General features: G+C 64.0%; 19 protein-coding genes. 10 read left to right on the top strand and 9 right to left on the bottom strand.

Annotated elements, in window-relative coordinates:
* Window positions 1–115 precede the first annotated feature (115 nt).
* Window positions 116–757: a dienelactone hydrolase family protein gene (locus ACYVH8_RS00660; RefSeq protein ID WP_460486949.1), complete on the top strand. Its 642-nt coding sequence runs from the start codon at window positions 116–118 to the stop codon at window positions 755–757.
* An 86-nt stretch (window positions 758–843) separates the two neighbouring features.
* Here the strand turns inward: ACYVH8_RS00660 and ACYVH8_RS00655 are convergent, their stop codons facing one another.
* The 4 genes from ACYVH8_RS00655 to ACYVH8_RS00640 all read right to left on the bottom strand — a co-directional run bounded on the left by ACYVH8_RS00655 (window position 844) and on the right by ACYVH8_RS00640 (window position 5,612).
* On the bottom strand, window positions 844–1,464 hold the full coding sequence (locus tag ACYVH8_RS00655) for a phosphoribosyltransferase (protein WP_460486948.1): 621 nt from the start codon (window positions 1,462–1,464) through the stop codon (window positions 844–846).
* A 27-nt stretch (window positions 1,465–1,491) separates the two neighbouring features.
* Window positions 1,492–4,317 carry a putative bifunctional diguanylate cyclase/phosphodiesterase gene (locus ACYVH8_RS00650; RefSeq protein ID WP_460486947.1) on the bottom strand — a complete coding sequence of 942 codons (2,826 nt, stop codon included), beginning with the start codon at window positions 4,315–4,317 and terminating at the stop codon, window positions 1,492–1,494.
* 19 nt (window positions 4,318–4,336) lie between these two features.
* The gene (locus ACYVH8_RS00645; RefSeq protein WP_460486946.1) at window positions 4,337–4,819 is read right to left on the bottom strand and encodes a prepilin-type N-terminal cleavage/methylation domain-containing protein; all 483 of its coding nucleotides are present in this window, start codon (window positions 4,817–4,819) and stop codon (window positions 4,337–4,339) included.
* An 88-nt stretch (window positions 4,820–4,907) separates the two neighbouring features.
* Window positions 4,908–5,612 (bottom strand): YggS family pyridoxal phosphate-dependent enzyme, encoded by a 705-nt coding sequence (locus ACYVH8_RS00640; RefSeq protein ID WP_460486945.1) that lies wholly within the window; start codon window positions 5,610–5,612, stop codon window positions 4,908–4,910.
* 49 nt (window positions 5,613–5,661) lie between these two features.
* Between ACYVH8_RS00640 and ACYVH8_RS00635 the strand changes: the two genes are divergently transcribed.
* The 3 genes from ACYVH8_RS00635 to ACYVH8_RS00625 all read left to right on the top strand — a co-directional run bounded on the left by ACYVH8_RS00635 (window position 5,662) and on the right by ACYVH8_RS00625 (window position 8,888).
* Window positions 5,662–6,705, top strand: coding sequence for a type IV pilus twitching motility protein PilT (locus ACYVH8_RS00635; RefSeq protein WP_460486944.1), 1,044 nt, complete (start codon window positions 5,662–5,664; stop codon window positions 6,703–6,705).
* Between the two features lie 70 nt (window positions 6,706–6,775).
* Complete coding sequence (locus ACYVH8_RS00630) at window positions 6,776–7,912, top strand: PilT/PilU family type 4a pilus ATPase (RefSeq protein WP_460486943.1); 1,137 nt, start codon at window positions 6,776–6,778, stop codon at window positions 7,910–7,912.
* 70 nt (window positions 7,913–7,982) lie between these two features.
* Window positions 7,983–8,888: an NAD(P)-dependent oxidoreductase gene (locus tag ACYVH8_RS00625; RefSeq protein ID WP_460486942.1), complete on the top strand. Its 906-nt coding sequence runs from the start codon at window positions 7,983–7,985 to the stop codon at window positions 8,886–8,888.
* A gap of 35 nt (window positions 8,889–8,923) precedes the next feature.
* Here the strand turns inward: ACYVH8_RS00625 and ACYVH8_RS00620 are convergent, their stop codons facing one another.
* From ACYVH8_RS00620 to ACYVH8_RS00610, 3 genes are read right to left on the bottom strand one after another with little or no spacing between them, the layout of a single operon-like run.
* Window positions 8,924–9,589 (bottom strand): BON domain-containing protein, encoded by a 666-nt coding sequence (locus tag ACYVH8_RS00620; RefSeq protein WP_460486941.1) that lies wholly within the window; start codon window positions 9,587–9,589, stop codon window positions 8,924–8,926.
* Window positions 9,586–10,185, bottom strand: coding sequence for a phosphoheptose isomerase (locus ACYVH8_RS00615; protein WP_460486940.1), 600 nt, complete (start codon window positions 10,183–10,185; stop codon window positions 9,586–9,588). The genes ACYVH8_RS00620 and ACYVH8_RS00615 overlap by 4 nt, the downstream gene beginning before the upstream one ends.
* Window positions 10,186–10,240: 55 nt before the next feature.
* Window positions 10,241–10,633, bottom strand: coding sequence for a YraN family protein (locus tag ACYVH8_RS00610; RefSeq protein ID WP_460486939.1), 393 nt, complete (start codon window positions 10,631–10,633; stop codon window positions 10,241–10,243).
* On the opposite strand from ACYVH8_RS00610, the gene rsmI reads away from it, so the two are divergent.
* Entirely contained in the window at window positions 10,633–11,547 is a 915-nt protein-coding gene (gene rsmI, locus ACYVH8_RS00605; RefSeq protein ID WP_460486938.1) for a 16S rRNA (cytidine(1402)-2'-O)-methyltransferase, read from the top strand. The two genes, ACYVH8_RS00610 and rsmI, sit on opposite strands and share 1 nt — an antisense overlap.
* A complete protein-coding gene (locus ACYVH8_RS00600) occupies window positions 11,544–12,029 on the top strand; it encodes a low molecular weight protein-tyrosine-phosphatase (protein WP_460486937.1) in 486 nt (161 codons plus the stop codon). Before rsmI ends, ACYVH8_RS00600 begins: the two co-directional genes overlap by 4 nt.
* Here the strand turns inward: ACYVH8_RS00600 and ACYVH8_RS00595 are convergent.
* Entirely contained in the window at window positions 12,020–13,309 is a 1,290-nt protein-coding gene (locus tag ACYVH8_RS00595; protein WP_460486936.1) for a Glu/Leu/Phe/Val family dehydrogenase, read from the bottom strand. The two genes, ACYVH8_RS00600 and ACYVH8_RS00595, sit on opposite strands and share 10 nt — an antisense overlap.
* Window positions 13,306–15,027, bottom strand: a complete 1,722-nt coding sequence (pruA, locus tag ACYVH8_RS00590; protein WP_460486935.1) for an L-glutamate gamma-semialdehyde dehydrogenase — start codon at window positions 15,025–15,027, stop codon at window positions 13,306–13,308. The genes ACYVH8_RS00595 and pruA overlap by 4 nt, the downstream gene beginning before the upstream one ends.
* 99 nt (window positions 15,028–15,126) lie before the next feature.
* On the opposite strand from pruA, the gene ACYVH8_RS00585 reads away from it, so the two are divergent.
* The 4 genes from ACYVH8_RS00585 to ACYVH8_RS00570 all read left to right on the top strand — a co-directional run bounded on the left by ACYVH8_RS00585 (window position 15,127) and on the right by ACYVH8_RS00570 (window position 22,051).
* Window positions 15,127–15,906 carry a GntR family transcriptional regulator gene (locus ACYVH8_RS00585; RefSeq protein ID WP_460486934.1) on the top strand — a complete coding sequence of 260 codons (780 nt, stop codon included), beginning with the start codon at window positions 15,127–15,129 and terminating at the stop codon, window positions 15,904–15,906.
* 568 nt (window positions 15,907–16,474) lie between these two features.
* The gene (locus ACYVH8_RS00580; RefSeq protein WP_460486933.1) at window positions 16,475–18,505 is read left to right on the top strand and encodes a hypothetical protein; all 2,031 of its coding nucleotides are present in this window, start codon (window positions 16,475–16,477) and stop codon (window positions 18,503–18,505) included.
* A complete protein-coding gene (locus tag ACYVH8_RS00575) occupies window positions 18,502–21,276 on the top strand; it encodes a tyrosine-type recombinase/integrase (protein ID WP_460487136.1) in 2,775 nt (924 codons plus the stop codon). The genes ACYVH8_RS00580 and ACYVH8_RS00575 overlap by 4 nt, the downstream gene beginning before the upstream one ends.
* A 4-nt stretch (window positions 21,277–21,280) precedes the next feature.
* Window positions 21,281–22,051, top strand: coding sequence for a hypothetical protein (locus tag ACYVH8_RS00570; RefSeq protein WP_460486932.1), 771 nt, complete (start codon window positions 21,281–21,283; stop codon window positions 22,049–22,051).
* Window positions 22,052–22,172: the final 121 nt, after the last annotated feature.

Below are 22,172 nucleotides of genomic sequence, written 5' to 3'. Positions count from 1 at the left end.
GCATTGTGCATCGAGGCGACTTTTTGTCCATGCGCTCCGACCCGCCCCTGCCCAGGAACCGAAGTTGACGTGCCGCTCGACACGCAGTACCGTACGCCCGAGGCGCCAGGTGACCATGTCCCAAGAACTGCTGCGCATCCCGGTCGATGACGTGCACATCGAAGGCCTGCTGGAACTGCCGGCCGATGCGCGCGGCCTGGTGCTGTTCGCCCATGGCAGCGACAGCAGCCGCCACAGCCCGCGCAACAACCATGTGGCCCGTGTGCTGCACACGCAGGGCAGCGGCACGCTGTTGCTGGACCTGCTGACGCTGGGCGAGGAGCTGGACTACCGCACGCGTTTCGACATCCCCTTGCTGACACACCGCCTGCTGGTGGCCACGCGTTTCGTGCGCCTGCACACACCGGCCAGCCGCCACCTGCCCATCGCCTTTTTCGGCGCCAGCACCGGCGCGGCCGCCGCGCTGCAGGCCGCGGCGGCTCTCGGCGAGGACGTACAGGCCGTGGTTTCACGCGGCGGCCGCGCGGATCTGGCCGGCCTCCATGCGCTGGCCAAGGTGCGCGCACCCACCCTGCTGCTGGTGGGCGGCGCCGACAGCGAGATCCTGCGACTCAACCGCGAGGCCTGCGCGAGGCTGTCCTGCGAGAAAAAACTCTCCGTGATTCCCGACGCCACCCACCTCTTCGAAGAGCCCGGCGCACTGGAGGACGTAGCGCGGCAGGCCGCTGCCTGGTTCGCGCGGCACTGGACCTGCTGAAACTTTCATGGCTCATGAGGAGCACCCGTTCGCCCTGAGCCTGAACGGCAAGGTGTCATGAACATGGAAAACATGCCTGATGACGCTCAGCCCCGCAGCAGGGCGATCACCTCCTCGTCCTCGATCTGCGGAAAGTTGCGGTAGAACTGGCCCACAGCCTGGAAGCCCGGGGGCGCCAGCAGGCACACCACCTCGTCCGCCAGCGGCCGGATCTTGCGCAAGGCCTCGGGCGAGGCCACCGGCGCCGCGCACAGCAGCCTGGCGGGTTGCTGCTCGCGCAGGGCGTGCAGCGCAGCCACCATGGTGGCCCCCGTGGCCAGGCCATCATCGACGACGATCACGGTCCGGCCGGCCGGGGCCAGCGGAGCGCGGACAGGCGTGTACAGGGCGCGCCGCCGGCGCAGCGTTTGCAGTTGCCGGCCTTGTTCCTCGGCCAGGTAGGCGGCGTCCGCCCCCGCCGATGCAGCGAAGGGCGCGATGTAGGTCCATCCATGCTCGTCGATGGAACCGATGGCCAGTTCGGGCTGGGTGGGCGCGCACAGCTTGTGCGCCAGCACCACATCGAAGTCGCCCCCCAGGCGTTCGGCGATGCGCCGGGCCATGGGCACGGCGCCGCGCGGTATGGCCAGCACCAGCGGCTGCCGGCCCTGGCAGGCCGCCAGTCGCTCGGCCAGCTGGCCGGCGGCATCGAGTCGGTCATGGAACATGGCGGTCTCCCGCAGGGGGTTCCCCCTTCAGAATATCTCGGCTGGGCGTGAAGGCGTCAGCAGGTCTTCCAGTTCATCGGCCGTGATGGGCGCGCTGTAGTAATGACCCTGGGCCTGTTCGCATTGCCAGACGCGCAGCAGCTCGGCCTGCTGCTCGTGTTCTACGCCCTCGGCGACCACCGTCTTGCCCAGGGCATGCGCGAGCGCGATGATGGAATGCACAATGCTGCCGGCTCCATCGTCGCGGCCGAGTTCGCGCGTGAACGAGCGGTCGATCTTCAGAATGTCGATGGGCAGGCGCTGCAGATAACTCAGCGAGGAGTAACCCGTGCCGAAATCGTCCAGCGCGATGAGCACCCCGGTCTGCTTGATCTGGCCGAGCTGCTCGCTCACCTGCTCGATGTTGTCGATCAGCGTGCTTTCGGTCACCTCGAGTTCGAGCGCCGCCGGCGTCACCTGGCTGGCATCCAGCGCCTGCTGGACCTGCTGAACCAGACGCCCGGACTTGAGCTGGCGGCCCGAGACATTGACAGAGATGGTGGTGCGATAGCCGGCCGACTGCCAACGCCCCAGTTGCTCGCAGACCTGGCGCAGCACCCAGCCACCCAATTCGTCGATCAGCCCGGCCTCTTCAGCCAGCGGGATGAACTTCTCCGGCGGGACCCAGCCCAGTTCGGGGTGATGCCAGCGCAGCAGCGCCTCGGCCCCCGAGAACTTGCCATCGACCAGGCGCACGCGCGGCTGGTAGCGCAAGGAGAGCTGGTCGCGCGCGATGGCCAGTCGCAACTCGCGCTCCAGCACGGACTGCTCCTGCTGCGTGAGGTTCATGCTTTCTTCGAAGAAGATGATGCGGCCACGCCCCATGGCCTTGGCCCGGTACATGGCCATGTCGGCTTTCTTGAGCAGTTCGCTCGCCAGGCTGCCATCGTCCGGGAAGATGGCCACGCCGATGCTTGCGCTGATGTAGTTGCCGCCGCCGCCGATCAAAAAAGGTTCGGCCATCAGCCCCAGCATCTCACCGGCCAGGCGCGCGGCCTGCTGGGTGTTGCCCAGGCCGGGCAGCAGCACGACAAATTCGTCGCCCCCGAGTCTGGCCACCGTGTCGCCTTCGCGCGTGCAGGAGCTCAGGCGTTCTGCCACCTGGCACAGCAGCCGGTCGCCGCCGTCGTGACCCAGGCTGTCGTTGATTTTCTTGAAACGGTCTAGGTCGATGAACAGCACGGCCAGTTGTTTGCCGTTGCGGCGCGTGTGCGCCATCTCCTGGTTCAGGCGTTCGACCAGCAGCGGACGATTGGGCAGGCCGGTGAGTGCATCGTGGTAGGCGCGGAACTTGAGCTGCTCGTCGCGGGCATGGGCCGCCAGGGCCACGCCGATGCGGTTGACCAGATCGCGGGCCTGCTGCACCAGCTCGTTGCTGAACTCGCGCGATTCCATCAGGCCGATGGCCAGCAGGCCGCTGATCTGCTCGCGCCAGAAGATGGGCAGCACGAGGATGCGCCGTGCGCCGGCATCGGCCACCATGGACAGGAAATCCGGCAAATCACCACCGCCAACATCGAACCACATGCCGTCGTAATCGCGCACCAGCTGCTCCAGCAGCCAGGGCTCCAGCTTGCTGGGCATCTTGGACGTCATCTCCTGCTCGCCGGCGTGGAGGTGCACGATGCCGAAGTCGGCGGCCTGCTGGTCGAACACCACCATGCTGGTCACGGCGTTCGGCCAGAGCTCGTGCAGGCGCTCCTGCACCCGGGTGATGACACGCTCCATGTCCACGCGCGAAAGAATGTCCTGGTCGATCTCCCCCAGGGCGCGCAGCGTACCGATCTGCCGGCCGAGCCGCGCGGCCATCCGGTTGAGCGCATGGGCCAGCTGGCCGAACTCGTCGTCACGGCTCACCACGACCGGCTGGTTGAACTGCTCGCGCGCGATACGCCGCGTGCCCTCGATCAGCCGCTCCAGCGGCACCAGCGTGCGCCGCAGCTGCACCCCGCTGAGCAGGGCCACCAGCAGCAGGGTCAGCACCACGATGCCCAGGAAGACATAAGCCAGGCGGCTCAGGCCGGCATCACTGGGCCCGCGAGGGCGCAGGGTGACGACGGCCCAGTCGTCCTCTGCAAAACGGGCCCGCAGGAAAAGGCTGCGGATGTGGTACTGCCACTCGCCGCTTTGGCTGATCGCCTGCTCCAGGCCTCGCGCCACGGCCTCGGCAGCGACCGTCGCGAGCTGCGGGTCGGAACAGTACAGGACCTGCCCTTTGGCATCGAGCACGCAGGCCTGGGTCCCGAAGGCCAGTTCTTCCGAATCGCCCCACACATGCGCGGGCGCCAGTTCGGCCAGCAGCAGGCCCGCTGCCGCCTGCGCCGGATCGATGGCGGTCACCAGTTCGAGGCGGGCAGGGCTGGCGTCGCGGCGCACCAGCAGCACGCTCTCGCCGCGCGCCAGATGGGCCTGCCGCTGCGGCTCACGCAGCAGGGGGTCCGGCGTGGAAGTTTCGGCGCCTGCCGCCGGCGCCTGCGCCTGCGCAGGCGTGTCGATGCGCCGGAACACCTTGCGCGTCAGTTCCGAATCAACCTGGAGCACGGGAAGTCCCTGGCGCAGGCCGGCCGCCTGCACGCTCAGCATGAAGTGCGCACCCAGCAGCCGCTCGTACAGGCCACTGGCGAAATTGCCGCCCTCGAGGGCGAGCTGGCGCTGCACGTGCTCCCGGTCCAGGGTGCGCATATGGCTGTAGGCCAGCCCCGCCAGCAGCAGGGCCGGCACCAGGGCCGAGAGCAGGAACAGCAGAAACACCCGCCGGGCCACCTGGCTGCGCAGGAACAGGCCTTGTATGGGGAGCTTCAGCAGGGGCAGCATGGCGGGCGCCAGATTTCCGTCAGTCCGTGTAATCGGCCGCCAGGCCGATGAACGCGCCGTCATTGGCACGGACGATGTCGTCCAGGCTCACCTTGTTGGTCAGCTGGGTCTTCGAGTCGCCGTCCTTGCCCACGCTGTACAGATCGAAATCCGAGTTGAGCGGGTTGAGCTTGCGGTCCTTGCGCGCCTTGCCATGTCCCTGGACGCTGGCCAGTTCCTGATAGACGTAGGGACGGCCCCAGGGGTCCAGCCGGTCGGCGTTGCCGACCTCGGCCAGCGTCGCCGGATAGCTGCCGCTGTTGAGGCGATGGTCCTGAATCAGGGCCTGCAGAACCATGATGTCCTGGATGGCCTGGGTCTGCCTGATCCGTTCCTGGTAACTCTGGTACTTGGGCAGCGCCAGGGCCGCCAGCACACCGATCATGGCCAGCACGAGCAAAAGCTCGATGATGGTCATTCCGGACAGTCTGCAGGGAGCCTGGGCGGCAAGCTTGGGGTACATGATGGGCCTGTCTGTAATTTTATGTAACAAGTACGCCCCTGCCCAGCGGGTCAACCCTCCATACCTCGCCGGCTTGCAAAGCCGTGACTTATTCCACGTTATGGCCCCCTGCCGGCCGGCCGCCGAAGATGGCCGTGCCCACCCGCACCAGGGTGCTGCCGGCATGGATGGCGGCCTCCAGGTCGGCTGTCATGCCCATGGACAGGGTGTCGAGCGCCAGGCCCGCACTACGCAGCGCCTCATAAAGCGCGTGGGCCCGCAGGAAAACGGCCTTCATGGCCTCGAAGTCCGGCTGCGGGTCGGGGATGCACATCAGGCCGCGCAGCTGCAGGTGCGGCAGCACGGCCACCGCACGCGCCAGCGCCAGCACATCGGCCGGCGCCACGCCGGACTTGGTGGCGCCGCCGTCGACATTGACCTGGAGGCAGACCTGCAAGGGCGGCAGGCCTGCGGGGCGCTGCTCGCTGAGCCGCTGCGCAATCTTGAGCCGATCCACCGTCTGGGCCCAGGCGAAATGCCCGGCCACCAGGCGCGTCTTGTTGCTCTGGATCGGGCCGATGCAGTGCCACTGCAGGGGCAGACCGGCCAGCGCCGCCATCTTGTCCACGGCCTCGTGGATGTAGTTCTCGCCAAAGGCCGTCTGGCCGGCCGCATGGGCCGCGCGCACCGCTTCGGAACCGAAGGTCTTGGAAACCGCCAGCAGGCGGACCTCCGCCGGGTCGCGACCTGCCGCATGACACGCGGCCACGATGCGGGCATGAACGGCTTGGAGCTGGGCGTCAATCACGGTCATAATTGTTGTGCAAGCGTAGCAAAAGACGACCCAAAGGATAGAGGGACACGTGGACATTACCCAACTGCTGGCATTCAGCGTCAAGAACAAGGCCTCCGACCTGCACCTCTCCGCCGGCCTGCCGCCCATGATCCGCGTGCACGGCGACGTGCGCCGCATCAACGTCGACGCCCTGGGGCACAAGGAAGTGCATGCCATGGTGTACGACATCATGAACGACACCCAGCGCAAGAACTTCGAGGAGTTCCTGGAGGTCGACTTCTCCTTCGAGATCGACGGCCTGGCGCGCTTCCGCGTCAACGCCTTCAACCACAACCGCGGCGCCGGCGCCGTGTTCCGCACCATCCCGAGCAAGATCCTGACGCTGGAGCAGCTCAACGCGCCCAAGATCTTCGGCGACCTGGCGCTCAAGCCGCGCGGCCTGGTGCTGGTGACCGGCCCCACGGGTTCGGGCAAGTCCACCACGCTGGCGGCCATGGTCAATTACCTGAACGAAACCGAGTTCGGCCACATTCTCACGGTGGAAGACCCGATCGAGTTCGTGCACGAATCCAAGAAGTGCCTGATCAACCAGCGCGAGGTCGGCCCGCACACCCTGAGTTTTGCCGCCGCCCTCAAATCCGCACTGCGCGAAGACCCGGACGCCATCCTGGTGGGCGAAATGCGCGACCTGGAGACGATCCGCCTGGCCATGACGGCGGCCGAAACCGGCCACCTGGTCTTCGGCACCCTGCACACCTCCAGCGCCGCCAAGACCATCGACCGGATCATCGACGTGTTCCCGGCCGAGGAAAAGGAAATGGTCCGCGCCATGCTGTCCGAGTCGCTGCAGGCCGTGATCTCGCAGACCCTGTGCAAGACCAAGGACGGCGCCGGCCGCGTGGCGGCGCACGAGATCATGCTGGGCACGCCGGCCATCCGCAACCTGATCCGCGAGGCCAAGGTGGCGCAGATGTATTCCAGCATCCAGACCGGCAACAGTGTGGGCATGCAGACGCTGGACCAGAACCTGACCGACCTGGTCAAGCGCAACATCATCAGCGCCGCCGAGGCCCGCGGCAAGGCCAAGATCCCGGAGAACTTCCCCGGCTGAAGCCGCGGGAGTACGAGCAACCCACGCGTCTCGCCGCTGAGGCGGGACGCACCAGGAAGGAGGTGCTCTCATGGAGCGCGACCAGGCAACCAAATTCATCAACGACCTGCTGCGGCTGATGATCAGCCGCAACGGCAGCGACCTCTTCATCACCGCTGACTTTCCGCCCGCCATCAAGGTGGACGGCAAGATCACCAAGGTCTCGCCCCAGCCCCTGAGCTCGGCGCACACCATGGCGCTGGCGCGTTCGGTCATGAACGACAAGCAGATTGCCGAATTCGAGCGCACCAAGGAGTGCAACTTCGCGATCTCGCCGCCCGGCGTCGGGCGCTTCCGCGCCAACGCCTTCATCCAGCAGGGCAAGGTGGGCCTGGTGCTGCGGGTCATCCCAGCCGTACTCCCGACCATTGACACCCTGGGCGTGCCGCAGGTGCTCAAGGAAGTGACCATGGCCAAGCGCGGCCTGTGCATCATGGTGGGCGCCACCGGCTCGGGCAAATCCACCACGCTGGCCGCCATGGTGGACTGGCGCAACGAGAACTCCCAGGGCCACATCATCACCATCGAAGATCCGGTAGAGTTCGTGCACCCCCACAAGAACTGCGTGGTCACGCAGCGCGAAGTGGGCCTGGACACCGACAGCTGGGAAATCGCGCTCAAGAACACGCTGCGCCAGGCGCCCGACGTGATCCTGATGGGCGAGATCCGCGACCGCGAGACCATGGAACACGCCGTGGCCTTCGCCGAAACCGGCCATCTCTGCCTGGCCACCCTGCACGCCAACAGCGCCAACCAGGCCCTGGACCGCATCATCAACTTCTTCCCCGAAGAGCGCCGCCCGCAACTGCTGATGGACCTGTCGCTCAACCTGCGCGCCCTGGTCTCGCAGCGCCTGATCCCCAAGCAGGACAGCAAGGGCCGGGTCGCGGCCGTGGAGGTCTTGCTCAACTCCCCGCTGATTTCCGACCTGATCTTCAAGGGCGAGGTCTCGGAGGTCAAGGAGATCATGAAAAAGAGCCGCAACATCGGCATGCAGACCTTCGACCAGGCTCTCTTCGATCTTTACGAAGGCAATCAGATCACCTACGAAGACGCGCTGCGCAACGCTGATTCGCTCAACGATCTGCGCCTGCAGATCAAGCTCAACAGCCAGCGCGGCAAGTCGCAGGACCTCGCCGCCGGCACAGAAAACCTCGCCATCGTCTAAGGCCTGTTTCAGCCCGTCCCGTGGTCTGATGCGTCGCGCATCAGACCACTTTCTTTTTCAGGAGCGTCCCATGCCCAGCCTCAACCCCAAAAGCTACGAAACCACGCCCAGCCGCAAAGTCGCTTTCCTCGGCCTGGGTGTCATGGGTTTTCCGATGGCCGGGCATCTGGCCCAGGCCGGACATCAGGTGACCGTCTACAACCGTACGCCGGCCAAGGCGCAGGCCTGGGTGCGGGAGTTCGGCGGTGCGGCGGCCGCAACGCCGCGCGAGGCCGCCGCAGGGGCTGACATCGTCTACGCCTGCGTGGGCAATGACGCCGATCTGCGCAGCGTGGTGCTGGGGCCGGATGGGGCGTATGCCGGCATGAAGGCCGCCGCGGTTTTCACCGACCACACCACGGCCTCGGCCGAGGTCGCGCGTGAGCTCCATGCCCTGGCCCGCGAGCGCGGCCTGCATTTCGTCGATGCCCCGGTCTCGGGCGGCCAGGCCGGCGCGCAGAACGGCATGCTGACCGTCATGTGCGGCGGCGATGCGGCGGCCTTTGAGACGGCCAGGCCGGCCGCGATGGCCTATGCGCGCGCCTTCACGCGCATCGGCGACAGCGGGGCCGGCCAGCTGGCCAAGATGGTCAACCAGGTCTGCTGTATCGGCGTGATCCAGGGCCTGGCCGAGGCCGTGGCTTTCGGTCAACAGTCCGGTCTGGACATGAACCTCGTGCTGGAGGTCATCGGCAAGGGCGCGGCGCAGAGCTGGCAGATGGACAACCGCGGCAAGACCATGGTGGCCGACCAGTTCGACTTCGGTTTTGCCGTGGACTGGATGCGCAAGGACCTGGGCCTGGTGCTCGACGAAGCGCGCCGCAACGGCGCGCGTTTGCCGATCACGGCCCTGGTGGACCAGTTCTACGGGGATGTGCAGGAGATGGGCGGCGGGCGCTGGGACACGTCCAGTCTGGTGCGCCGCCTGCGCAAGTAAAACCGCCGGTCCTTTGCAGACCCGGCCGGCCGGACCTACATGGCCCGGCCGCTGGCCGACGAGGGTGACTGCCCACCCGAGCTGGTGGGCTGGGACTGCATCTCCAGCAGGTCTTCCTCGGTGATGATCTCGAACAGGCGCACGACTTTCTGCACGCCGCTGCTACGACGCGCCAGATCGGTGGCCCGGTCCGCCTCGCGTGCGGTCACGCGCCCCAGCAGGAAGACCACACCGCGCTCGGTCACCACCTTGAAGGCGCTGGCACTGATGTCCTTGGCGTCGATCAGGTTGGACTTGACGCGGCCGGTGACCAGCGCGTCCGACGAGCGCTGCGTCAGCGTGGATTGACCCAGCACGGCCAGTTCGTTGACGATGGAACGCACGTTCTCGATGCGGGAGACCACCTGCTCGGCCAGCTGCTTGTCCTGCTCGTTGGGCACTTCGCCGGTCAGCAGCACCTGGCGGTTGTAGCTGGTGATGTTGATGTGCACGCGTTCGCCCAGGTGCTCGCGCAGGCGGGCCGCGCCACGCGACTCGATGCGCTCGTCCTCGAGCTGCGAGCCCGCGGTACGGCGATCGGCCGCCGTCAGACCCGTCATGACGGCGCCGCCCACCAGCAGGGGGGCGCAGGCACCCAGGCCGGCTACCGTCAGCAGTGACAGCAGCAGGACCAGGGTGAGGCGGCGGACTTCATGCGTCATGACTTGTTTTCCTGTTCTCCGAGCAGTTGGTGATCGACCGCATCGCAGATGCAGTGCAGCGTCAAAAGATGGACTTCCTGGATGCGCGCCGTGCGATCGTGCGGCACGCAGATGTGCACGTCGGTCTCGCGCAGGGCACTGGCCATCTTGCCGCCGTTGCGCCCGCTCAGACCCACCACCACCATCTCACGCTCGTGCGCGGCATCGATGGCGGCCAGCACGTTGGCCGAGTTGCCGCTGGTCGAGATGGCCAGCAGCACGTCGCCGGGCTGGCCCAGGGCGCGCACCTGGCGCGAGAAGATCACATTGAAATCGTAGTCGTTGGCGATCGCCGTCAGGATGGAGCTGTCGGTGGTCAGCGCGATGGCGGCGAGTTCGGGGCGCTCGCGTTCGAAGCGGCCGACAAACTCGGCCGCGAAATGCTGGGCGTCGGCGGCCGAACCGCCGTTGCCGCAAACCAGCACCTTGCCGCCGTTGGTGACGCAGGCCAGCACGGCTTGCACAGCCGCCGCGATAGGTTTGCTCAGGACCTGCGCGGCCTGGTATTTCAGGTCGGCGCTGTCGATGAAGTGTTGTTCAATGCGTTGCTCAAGCATGGTGTCTATGATAACCGCCGCCCGCCATCCCCGGCATTTCCGGGGCCACGGCCTTTCAGCCCGCGTCGAAGGCCGCCGGCAGCCACTGCAGGGCCTCGCCGTCCAGGGCCACCACGTCGAACCGGCAGGGTGGCGGCACCTGCCAGCGCTGCAGGTAAAAACGCGCTGCCAGCACGATGCGCCGCTGCTTGGTGGCGCCAACGCTGGCCGCCGCGCCGCCGTGCTGCCCCCCGGCCCGCTGGCGCACCTCCACGAAGACCAGGGTGCCGTCGGCCGCACGCATGATCAGGTCGATCTCGCCGCCGCCGCGTCCGGGCGTCCGATAATTGCGTTCCAGCAGACGCAGGCCGGCCGCCTGCAGATGCCGCAGGGCCTGCGCCTCGGCGACCTCACCGGCCTGCCGCGTGCTGGGTTTGCCGGCTGCTGCCAGCCACTTGGGGAACACCATTGAACGCTACTTACGCCTCCGCCCTGACCGCCGCGCATGACGCGGCCGCTGCCCAGCATTATCCGCAGGGCGCGCTTTATGTGGTGGCCACCCCCATCGGCAATCTGGCCGACATCACGCTGCGCGCCCTGCATGTGTTGCAACGGGTCGACGCCCTGGCCTGCGAGGACACGCGCCACACCCAGAGCCTGCTGCGCGCCTATGGCATCGAGCGCCCCTCGGCCGCCCTGATCGCCCTGCACCAGCACAACGAGGCCGAGGCCGCGCAGCAGGTCGTCGCCCGGCTGCAGGCCGGCCAGCGCCTGGCCTATGTCAGCGACGCCGGCACCCCCGCCATCAGCGACCCCGGGGCACGCCTGGTAGCCGCGGTGCGCGCCGCCGGCCTGCCCATCGTCCCCCTACCCGGCGCCAGCAGCATCACTGCCGCGCTCAGTGTGGCGGGGGTGGTCGATGAGGCCGGCGCCTTTGTCTTCGCCGGTTTCCTGCCCGCCAAGGCCGGTGAGCGCACAGTCGCCGTTCAGGCCCTGGCCGGCGAGCCACGGGCCGTGGTGCTGCTGGAGGCTCCGCACCGCATGGGCGCCCTGGCCGGTGCGCTGGCGGCGCTGGGCACGCGCCCCCTGACGGTTGCACGTGAGCTGACCAAACAGTTCGAGCAGCTGGTCACCCTGCCTGCCGCGGAACTGGGGGCCTGGCTGGCAGCCGACGAGAAACACGAGCGCGGAGAGTTCGTGCTGGTGCTGCACCCCTTGCAGGCGCAGAAAAGCGAGCGCGGCCCCGACCTGCGCGTGCTCACCCTCCTGCTGGCCGAGCTGCCGCTCAAGACGGCCGTGCGCCTGGCGGCAGAGATCACGGGCAGCCCGCGCAACACCCTGTACGAGGCCGCGCTGCAGCTCAAGAAGGACGAGGCCACATGAAGGCCTACGCCGTCCTTTTCGTCTGCATGGGCAATATCTGCCGCAGCCCGACCGCACACGGCGTGTTCCGCCACCGGCTGGTCGAAGGCGGTCTGGCAGACCGGGTGCGGGTCGATTCGGCCGGCACGCACGGCTACCACGCCGCCCGCCCGCCCGACGAGCGCTCCCAGGAGCACGCGGCCCAACGTGGCTACGACCTGTCGGACCTGCGGGCTCGGCAACTGCTGCCGCGGGATTTCGAGCAGCACGACCTCGTCCTGGTCATGGACCATGAGAACTTCAGGCACGCACGCGAACTCTGCCCACCCGGCCAGGTGCACAAGCTGCGCCGCCTCACCGAGTTTTGTCAGCAGCACAAGGCGCAAGTGGTGCCCGACCCCTATTACGAGGGGGCACAAGGCTTCGAGGAGGTGCTGGACCTGGTGGAAGATGCCTGCACGGGCCTGCTGCAACACGTGCTGACGCAATTGCGTCAGGGGTAGAGGCCGCGCAGCTCCCGGGCTTCCAGCACCCGCGTGCAGGCGATCACGAAGGCCGCCGTGCGCAATGGCAGTTTGCGCTCCTGGGCCAGGTCCCAGATGGCGCGGAAGGCCTCGCTGAGCGCGCGGTCCAGGCGGGCGTTGATGTCGGCCTCGGTCCAGAAGAAGGACGAGGCGTTCTGCACCCACTCGAAATAACTCACCGTCACACCACCGGCATTGGCCAGCACATCGGGCAGGATGATGGCGCCGTGCGCCAGCAGGATGTCCTCGGCCTGCGGTGTGGTCGGCCCGTTGGCGCCTTCGACGATGAGCCTGGCGCGGATGCGCCCGGCGTTCGCGGCCGTGATCTGGTTTTCCAGCGCGGCCGGCAGCAGAATCTCGCACGCCACCTCCCAGAACTTCGCGGGATCGATGGATTCGATGCCCGGGAAATCCAGCAGCGTGCCCCTGCCTGCGGCCAGAAACTTGCCCAGCGCATGGGGGTCGATGCCCGCCGGGTTGTAGATGGTGCCGGCCACGTCCTGGATGGCCACGATGCGCGCGCCGTGGTCGTGAAACACCCTCGCCGCCGCATTGCCCACATTGCCGAAACCCTGCAGCGCCACGCGCGCGCCCTTCAGCTCCATGCCCAGACGCTGCATGGCCTCGCGCGCGACCACGAAACAGCCGCGCCCCGTGGCGTCGCGCCGGCCCAGGCTGCCACCCAGAGTCAGCGGCTTGCCGGTGACCACGCCGGGCGAGGTCGCACCCACATTCATCGAGTAGGTGTCCATCATCCAGGCCATGACCCGCTCGTTGGTGTTCACGTCGGGTGCGGGGATGTCGCGGTCGGGCCCGATGATGATGCCGATCTCGCTGGTGTAACGCCGCGTGATGCGCTCCAGCTCGCTCAGCGACAGCTGCCTGGGATCCACACGGATGCCGCCCTTGGCGCCGCCATAGGGAAGGTTGAGCGCGGCATTTTTCACCGTCATCCAGCCGGCCAGGGCCATCACTTCGGACAGGGTCACGCCCGGGTGGTAACGCACCCCGCCCTTGCCAGGCCCGCGCGAGACGTTGTGCTGCACGCGGTAACCCTCGAAATGATGCACCGTGCCGTCGTCCATGTGGATGGGCACATCGACGATGAGCGCGCGCTTGGGCCGGCGCAGGGTGTCGGCCCAGACGCTGAGCCGGCCCAGGTGCGGCAGCACGCGGTCAACCTGCTCCAGATAGGTGGCCCAAGGCCCGAGATCGTCGGGGTTCAGGTAGGAAGGAAGGGCGTTCGGGCTGCTGCTCATGGTCGGCTCCTGTGGATGCATGCGATGAGGACGTGCGCCGCAAGGCGGGCACGCCACTTTATTCCTGGATCCGTTTCAAGGCCAGCCCGCACAGTCCCGCTATTGCATGTGCGCGTAGGTGTAGTCCTTGGCGGCGCACGGGTCTCTTTCACGGTCCGCGGCGACACCCATCGCATCAGGTTCAGGGCCGATCCCGCCTTGTCATTGGTGCCGCTGCGCCGCGCGCCACCGAAGGGCTGCTGTCCCACCACGGCCCCGGTCGGCTTGTCGTTGATGTAGAAGTTGCCGGCAGCAAAGCGCAGCACCTCCATGGCCTGCTGAATCACCGCGCGGTCCTGCGCAAAGACCGCACCGGTCAGCGCATAAGGGCTGGTCTGGTCCACGCGCTGCAGGACGTCATCCCATAGGCCGTCCCCGTAGACGCAGACCGTCAGCACGGGGCCGAAGATTTCCTCGCACATCAGCGCGTGCGCCGGGTTGCCTACCTCGATCACCGTGGGCGTGACAAAGTAGCCCACCTTGTCATCGCAGCCACCGCCCGCGATCACCTTGCAGCCCGGGTCGACCTGCGCCGCGTCGATATACGCCTTGATGCGCTCATAGGCCTTCCTGTCGATGACCGCGCCCATGAAGGTCCGGAAGTCGCGCACATCGCCCATGCGCACCGTGGCCAGCATCTCCAACAGGCGCGCCTTCACGCGTGGCCAGAGCGAAGCAGCAATGTAGGCGCGCGAAGCCGCGCTGCATTTCTGACCCTGGTACTCGAAGGCGCCGCGCAGTAGGCCCACGGCCAGCGCGTCCACATCGGCCGAGGCGTGCGCGAGCACAAAGTCCTTGCCGCCGGTCTCACCCACGAGACGAGGGTAGGAGCGGTACCTGGTCAGGTTCTGCGCGGTCTGCAGCCACAGGCGGTCGAACACGGCCGTTGAGCCGGTGAAGTGGATGCCCGCCAGATGCGGGCTGGCCAGCACGGCCGCGCTCACGCCCACAGGCTCACCCGGCACGAAATTGATCACGCCCGGCGGCAGGCCGGCCTCTTCGAGCAGCTGCAGCACCAGGTGGTTGCTCAGCGCCGCCGTGGCCGAGGGCTTCCACACCACCGTGTTGCCCATGAGCACGGGCGCAGTCGCAAGGTTGCCGCCGATGGCCGTGAAGTTGAAGGGGGTGATGGCGTAAACGAAACCTTCCAGCGGTCGGTAGTCGCTGCGGTTGGCCACGCCCGTGCTGGACAGCGGCTGCTGCCTGACCAGCTCCTGCGCGAACTGCACATTGAAGCGCAGGAAATCGATCAGTTCGCAGGCCGAATCGATCTCGGCCTGCTGCACCGTCTTGCTCTGGCCCAGCATGGTGGCGGCATTGAGCCGCGCACGCCAGGGGCCGGCCAGCAGATCGGCAGCCTTCAGGAACACCGCCGAGCGCTCCTCCAGCGTCCAGCACGACCATTCCCGCTGGGCAGCCACGGCCGAATCGATCGCCTGCTGCGCCTCCAGGCGCGTGGCCTGGTTCAGCGTGGCCAGCACATGCTGATGCTCATGCGGGCAGACCACCTGCTCGCGCTCCACCGTGTAGATGCGCTTGCCGCCGATGACCAGCGGAATATCAACACGCTGCTCAAGCTGGCGCGCCAGCTCCTGCTCCAGACCCATGCATTCGGCCGATCCCGGCAGATAGGACAGCACGGACTCATTGCCTGCCTTGAAGGATTTCAGGGTTTCCATTTATTTAATCCATAAGTACATAAATTGGATCCAATTATAAGATATCGGATTCAGATGGACAATCCTGTATCCAATCATTTTCAGAAAAAGCCCGGAGCCATGACCACCACCTCCGCCCAGAAGGCCCTGCACGAGACCATCCGCACCCAGCTGCGTTATGAAATCCTCAGCGGCATCCTGCCCGTGGGCCAGCCGCTCAAGCAGGACGCGCTGGCCCAGCGCTTCAAGGCCAGCCGCATCCCCGTGCGCGAAGCCCTGCGCCAGCTGGAGTCCGAGGGGCTGGTGGTGCACCACCTGAACCGTGGCGCGGTGGTGGCGGGCATGAGCATGGACCAGATCTTCGAGATGCTGGACATCCGCATCGCCCTGGAGTGCCATGCGGCCAAGCTGTCCGTTCCCAATATGGTCGAGCAGGACTTCCAGACCATGGAGAAGATCCTGGAGGCCTATTCCAAAGCAGAGTCCGTGCAGGAATGGGCCGAGTACAACCGGCGTTTCCACCTGGCGCTGGGTTCGGCCTCCAACAACCGCCGGCTGCGCCGCCTGATCGAGGAGTTCTGCCTCAACACCGACCGCTACACCCATGTGCTGATGTCCAAGGCCACGGGCAAGGAAGGCCCGCAGTCCGACCACTACCGCATCCTGGAGGCCTGCCGCCGGCGCGATGTGCCGGCAGTGGTCCAACACTGCTGGAAGAGCACATCACCGAGACCAAACGCGAGCTGCTGGCCATCGCCCGGGCCGGTGACGACCGGCCCACGCTGGCGCGGCCCACGCCGACAATGGCGTGAACAGGAAGGAATACGGGGAGATTGGTGCGGCTGGCGGGGATCGAACCCACGATGGCTTCGGAGAGCTAAAAAATTGATGCGCATGTAAATGCATTAACCGCCTTTACCCCGCAACATTCGGCGTCATTCGTCATCAAGTCTTTGATTTAGTTATGTTTTTTCGGTGCTTTCGCAAACACCGCTTTGCACCGATCGAGACGCCATGTCACGGCTCTATGCCAAAGATGCCCCTTATCGCTGGCAAGTTTGCGTTGCCAAAAAGCTGACTATTGGTCGGTTTAGGGACCATGCCCGGTTATCCAATCGACCCAGGGCTCACTCCAATCTGGTCCGGATCTTTTGACGCCTTTGACACAGGCGAGCAAAATTCAAATCGCACTGCCAAGCAGTGCATTCGCTGATCAAGCGTCAGCCGTCAACTTTGTCTTGTTGTAGCCGCATTCCCATTCTCGCGGACCACACACGGCAGCTGGACCCCGAATCCGGCTTTTGATCGGTCCCCGGCATTTCCCCGGGGATCGTCCCGGAGCCACTTACTCTCGGTATCCCCCGCAGCGGCACCGGCAGCCGGCTGTCACCACCACCTTTTTACGCCCAAGCCCGCACCGGATAACCGCCCGCTAGGCCGCAAGCGGGCTTTTTTCTTTGGAGTTGCGATGCCCACGTTATTTGAAGACCCACGCTCAGTCGTTCTAAATGTTTCTATTACCGAAGAAACGGCCTCACTCATCTCAAGGCTTTCCGCTTTGCTCGAGGTCGATTCGTTGGAATTTTCTGCGCTGCTGGTGCTGAAGAACGTTCAGCGCTGCCTACACCACACTATCAGCCAACTGCCGTCGGCTCGTGAGCCAATGGCCGAAATCTGTCACGTCCTAGATGCTGCCATCGGAGAACTAACTAGCCAGCAACTGCCCAATCCTGGCCGAGCGGCGGGATTTATGCCACCCAACCGACTGGCTTTGCGTGTGCTGTCGAGACTTCCGGAGCGAGCTCCGGATCCGCTCCTTCGCACGGTAGGCAATCTGCTGATCAGTAGCTTGCTGACCGACCTTCCTCTGCCCAAGCAGCGCTTTGAAAGTCTCAGCACACTCTGCCGCGCTGTCCTTGACGAGCCCAGCCTGTCGGAGGAACAGACGCGCACTCTTGGGGCTCTGCTCAGCCGCAGCAGCGCCGATCTCGCAGAGGTTCTCAACCAGCATGTCCGGACCCAGGACAAATCCGTCCTGCGATTCAACAGCCAGCTGATCAACCATCTGCGATCAGAGGTGTCGAGTGCTCACCCCGTCGTGCAGCGTGACGCCGACGTCCGGAAGTTTCTATCTGGAACAGCGCTATTCGATACAGTCTCCAAGCTCAAGAATGAGACGACCGCCGGGGACGCCGATGCGCTCGGCATGCTGCTTGGGTTCAGCCTCAACTTTCAATGGGATCTTCTTTGTCAGGTCCCGCTACGGAGTGATGACCAGGGTGAAGGGCACATTCTTTGGTTGGATGGCACGCGGGGCGTGGCGCACTTGGACATACGCCCCTTACTTCGAGACCTCGGACAACCCATTCCGGGATGTGAGGTGACGAGCGACATGCTCCGACTGCCGCTGCCTAAGTTCGTCGCTGAGCAACTGAAGCTGGCGTGGACCATGCGTCCATCGGCTCAGCGGGTGGGCGATCTTGTGGATCAACGGTCGTTTCCAACCAGCACGGTTGACGACGCTCGCTCGGCTTCTGTCAGAAGCAAGTTTTTACGATCTGGTCCCTCCTCAGCCATCCGGCTGACCGGAAACAGGGCAGTGGCCGCCTATGCGTTTCTCGCATTTCACCTGCTCGATCACTCCGACCTACCGTACATCAATATTTCCGAAGATCAGATCTGGAGCCTTAGGGCTCAAGTATTTGACGCTGCTGGCCTTGGCGATTCGGTGATTGTTGACGATCCGGCAGCTCGTCGCGTTGGGTCTGCCCGCACAGCCCAAGAGCAGACTGCGCGCGCAATCTTTGCCGATCTTGATCTGGCTGTTGCGGAAATTAAGGTTGGCCGTAGCTACAGCCTTCCCAACTTGATTGAGCACCACAACCGATACGCAAAGCGCGTCGGAATGTTCCTACATTTCGTCTCGGGTGCGCGGGCATCAGCGACGACCGAGTTCTTGGCTTCGGCATGGCCGGATAGCTCACCATTTGGGTTTTTGGACGACAAAAGCGTCGGCATTGCTCAAAGTCGTACCCCCATCCCGATCTCCCCTGCAGCTCGTGCGCAGTTGAAGCTGTGGCAACGCCACATCACGAGCCTGCAAGACCGGTTAAGCAAGAAGCTTGGCCACAAAGCGAATGCTGCGCATTCTCTGATCGACGCCATCAGGAAAAACCTGGCTGTCCCACTTCTTTTTCTCCTTGATGGCGAGGGCAAACCTCAACAGCTGAAAACAGAGCATCTCTTCACGGGAAAGGGCGTCGAGCTGAACCGGGACTGGGGCAGACATCTGCTGGCAACCAAACTCATTGCTGAGGAGCGCCCGCTTGCCGATGTCCATCTTTTCCTGCGGCATCAGGGTCGTGGCATCAATCCACAAAGCGCTAGCGGTATTGAGATCCTGGGCGATCGGCTGCTTGGCACGTCGCTGGCTATTGATTCGATCCTGCTCGCGCTAGACATCCGTCCGCTGCCTGGACTTGCCGGAGCATCAGCATGAAGCGATCAGAATCACCCATAGATTGCGCCAATCTCGAACGTGACCGTGGCCCCAGTTTGCGTCAGGGCGCTGGCGAAGCAGTTTGGATGCTCAATCCTTGGTCCGCAGCGGCGGCCAGTCGTTTCGATCGTTTTGTGAAGGATTTACCTGGGTATCTGCTCAACGCCCCGCCTGCTCTCAGTTTTCTTTTGTGTGTGATTGGGTATGACTGTGTGCTCAACGAGCCGGATCTCATCGCCTTAGCGCAAGCTATCTCCAACACACCGTCCTTCGATCCAGGCGTCCGGATCACGTGGACTTCTGATCGCGAGGGATTTCGGCACACGGAGTCGCGCTGTCTTTCCGTTCGAACAAGACTGGCAGGCCGCCGGCTTGCAAACGACATTGACTGGGCAGCTTCTGCTGCGGAGCTCGAGCGCCTCCTGCAGGATATCTATCCAGATATCGACTCAGCTCTCCACACGACCGCGCTCGATCTTGCACTGACAGATGCAAGGACATGGTGGTATCTGCACTTGCCTCTTTGTCTTTACTCCCATGTCCGGGGCGCATTTCGGATACCAATACTTGATGAACAGGTGCTATGCCGAATCGAAGACCAGCCAACCGGTTTGATCATCGAGTCGCTGCTTGCCGACCCTGCTCTTGACCAGGCTCATGATCATGTCGGTGACCGTCTCTTGTCTCACTCATCCAGCGACGCTCCACGCGTAACACCTCAAACACTCGCATTGATCCAGTCGTTCTTTTCTGTCACGGTCAACCAGACCGGTCTTCGCTTGGCCAACCACCTGAACAGCAAGGAGCTTCGTGACAAGCTCACGCTGGTAACCGAGATGATCCGATCGGAGGGATGGATCGCCGCCGTATTGCTTAGCTGGGCGCTTCATCTCCTTACGGTGGGAAGCATTCGAAAAGTCAATCCCGCGGTCTCGACGATCTCGGCATATATGACGTCGCTACTCGAGCCACTCGCCGATGCACTTTACGAGCTGAAGTACCCCCCGGCCTGCTTTTCGCAGGAAGACTGGTACAGGCTCTTTGATTTGCTGCGCCAGTGCGCATGCACTGGTCAACACTCCGCTGCTTTGGCCTCTTTGCACAGTTGGGCAGTACGCACCTACGGTTGTGATCCGATGCCGGATGTGATGTTTCAAGCCGTCGAGGCAACCCGGGTTCACGCCAATCTCGTTTGGCCGCATGAGCAGCAACGTGCTCTGCAGTATGCAAACGCTGTTTCTCTTGATGAGCGGGTTTCTCAACAAGTGCAGGTGCTGCTGGCTTTGGGTGCTGGTGGACTGTTTCGGATCGGTGAGCTTCATGGGCTTCTCACGAGTGACCTTGTACTAGACGGTGACTCGCTTCGAATTCACGTGAATCCAGGCCGGGGACTCCATGGCGGCAAGAGTCGGGCTGCGCGACGTGTCGTTAAGGTGCATGCCCCCGCATTAATCAGTTTGATCTTGCGGTGGCGTGACCATAGGGTATTGGAATCCGAGTCGAATTTAGGTGCACCCCTCTTTTTTTTTGGAGATCCGCATTCGCCACGCCAGCTGTATCGTATTGGACAGTGCGTACGACTCGTCAATGAACTGCTGCGTCGCGCCACCGGGGACGACCGAGTGTCCTTCCATTCGTTACGGCATGCCGGTGCCTCGGCTCGCGCCTACTCTCTGCTCACGCAGCCTCAGCCGGCCAAGGCAGTGTCGCCTTTGGACGAGCTTTGCCATGAGCTTGGACACTCCTCTCGTGACACTCTCTGGTCGACCTATTTCCACTTACCCGAGTTCGCTCTGCGCGCGGCCAGCGATCGTATCGAGGCAGTCAGGCGATATTCAACGGATGAGACTGCAAGTTGGCTGGATATCACGCCGGCCACATTGCGCCAACGGGCGTCGCGAGCAGTTTCCGGGGCCAGTACCTCAAATGACTTCTACAGCCAGTGGCTCACGCAGAAGGCGGGCGCAGACCCTTCTGTACTGAACAACCGTTTGCAGTTTCCCTCTTTTCATGTCCCTGCGATCGCGCCGCCTTCGATCGAGACGCCAAGGGATCTGCGCTGGGTACGTCAGGCGCTTGCCGCAGTATCTCGCGGGGTTTCGCTTGAAGCGGTATGTCTGCGCTTGTCTTGCCAGCCCGGGGAGATCCACACCTTATGTCTGGCAGTTCAGCAGGCGCTAAGACTTCGGAGAGGCACGATCCGAGATCGTTCTTCTGGCTTACTCCTTGCGCATGCAAGCACCGAGCACGCCCTGCAGTGGGTACAACAGCAGGTCGCACAGCATCAGCTTCGTTTTGGGCAGGGCTCGAACGCGCAGTTGATCAATTTGGCACGGTACCTGGAGCGTCACGCGCAGGACTCCCTGTCCGTGGAAGCCGCCCTAGCCTGGTCATCGATGTGGCAGCACAAGGTTCTTTCGCTGCATGACCCCGCAGCGACGCGGGTGCTACTTCGGCTTCTCAAAGAAGCTGGGGTCCCAGCTGACTCACTCGTGATTCGCATTCAGGACGGTGAGCAAAACACTGATAGTCTTTTGCGTACCAATGCTGCAGTCAAGGATATTCGGGACGTTTTTTTCTCGGGCTTTGGCGCCTCGGTTCGAATCGAGCGGGTTCGCCCTCGTCGGGGCCATCCGCTGGGGTACTTGGTAGTGACTTGCTCACAGATTTCAGCCGGCACGTGTGCGCCTTCAGCGGCCGTGCGAACGCACGAGTTTCACGGCTTGCTTTTTTCTCTTTCTGTATTTCACGCTTTTCGAAGGGGGGTTTAGCAAAATGAGCAAAGAAATCTTTAGCGTTTTGCTTTCAAGCACTAACATGCCGACCGAGCTTGCGCCGTATCTCCGGCGGGCCTTGCGTATTGAACGAGGCATCACTAGCTTGCTTCAATCGATTGTTCGCGGCAACGAAATCCAGCTGGTGAAGCAATTCGGTCATGAGGGAGACGAGTGGCTCGACGTCTATATTAAAGAGGGGCGTCAACGCAGCTTGCTGCCTGAATTGGAACGCTCTCTAGGGCGAAATCAGACGGATCTCGACATCGAAGCAGAGTCTGCCGCGTCGAGGGTCCGCCAGTCGTTCACCTTGCTGACGCTTCTTCAGACCAAACATCAATGGTCGGCCAACGACTTCCTGGATCTGGTCGAACGTCAATCGCTTGCCCGGTCAGGTCGGCAGATGGGTGATGATCTAGGCAAGCTGACTTTGCGCTCTCCAGATGGATCCTTTTCCTCAACGGTCTTGCCCAAACGTGGATTCAGCTCCTTGCGATCGGATCTGGTTGAAGTTCAGTTTAGGCCGTTGTCCGTTGGTGTGAAAGAGGCCTTGGTCCAACTGAGCAGGAGCTCACGACGTACTGTGTCTGGCCGATTGCGCCAGATTAAATTGCATCTTGGGGATGAGACCGCTGGCGGTCTTGCCGATCAGTTATTCCAGGCGGCCAAGTCCTGCACTTGGATGTGGGCCAGTTGCAGGGTGATCGACAACCGTGACGGCGTGGCCAAGTCTTTGCTGCTTGAATCGATTCGCGTGCGGGCCGTCTATTGAGGCTTTCATAATTCATGACATCACCACAGCGTAGCCTGCATCCAGCAAGCGGCGATGATCGAGGGGCGCTTTTGCGCGCTCTTGAGCTTGTTGCGTGCGGTCGTGTGCAGCTCGCTCAGAT

Source organism: Curvibacter fontanus (assembly GCF_054780335.1).
The sequence above is the reverse complement of the archived record's forward strand: the minus strand, read 5'-3'. Positions and strand labels throughout refer to the sequence as shown.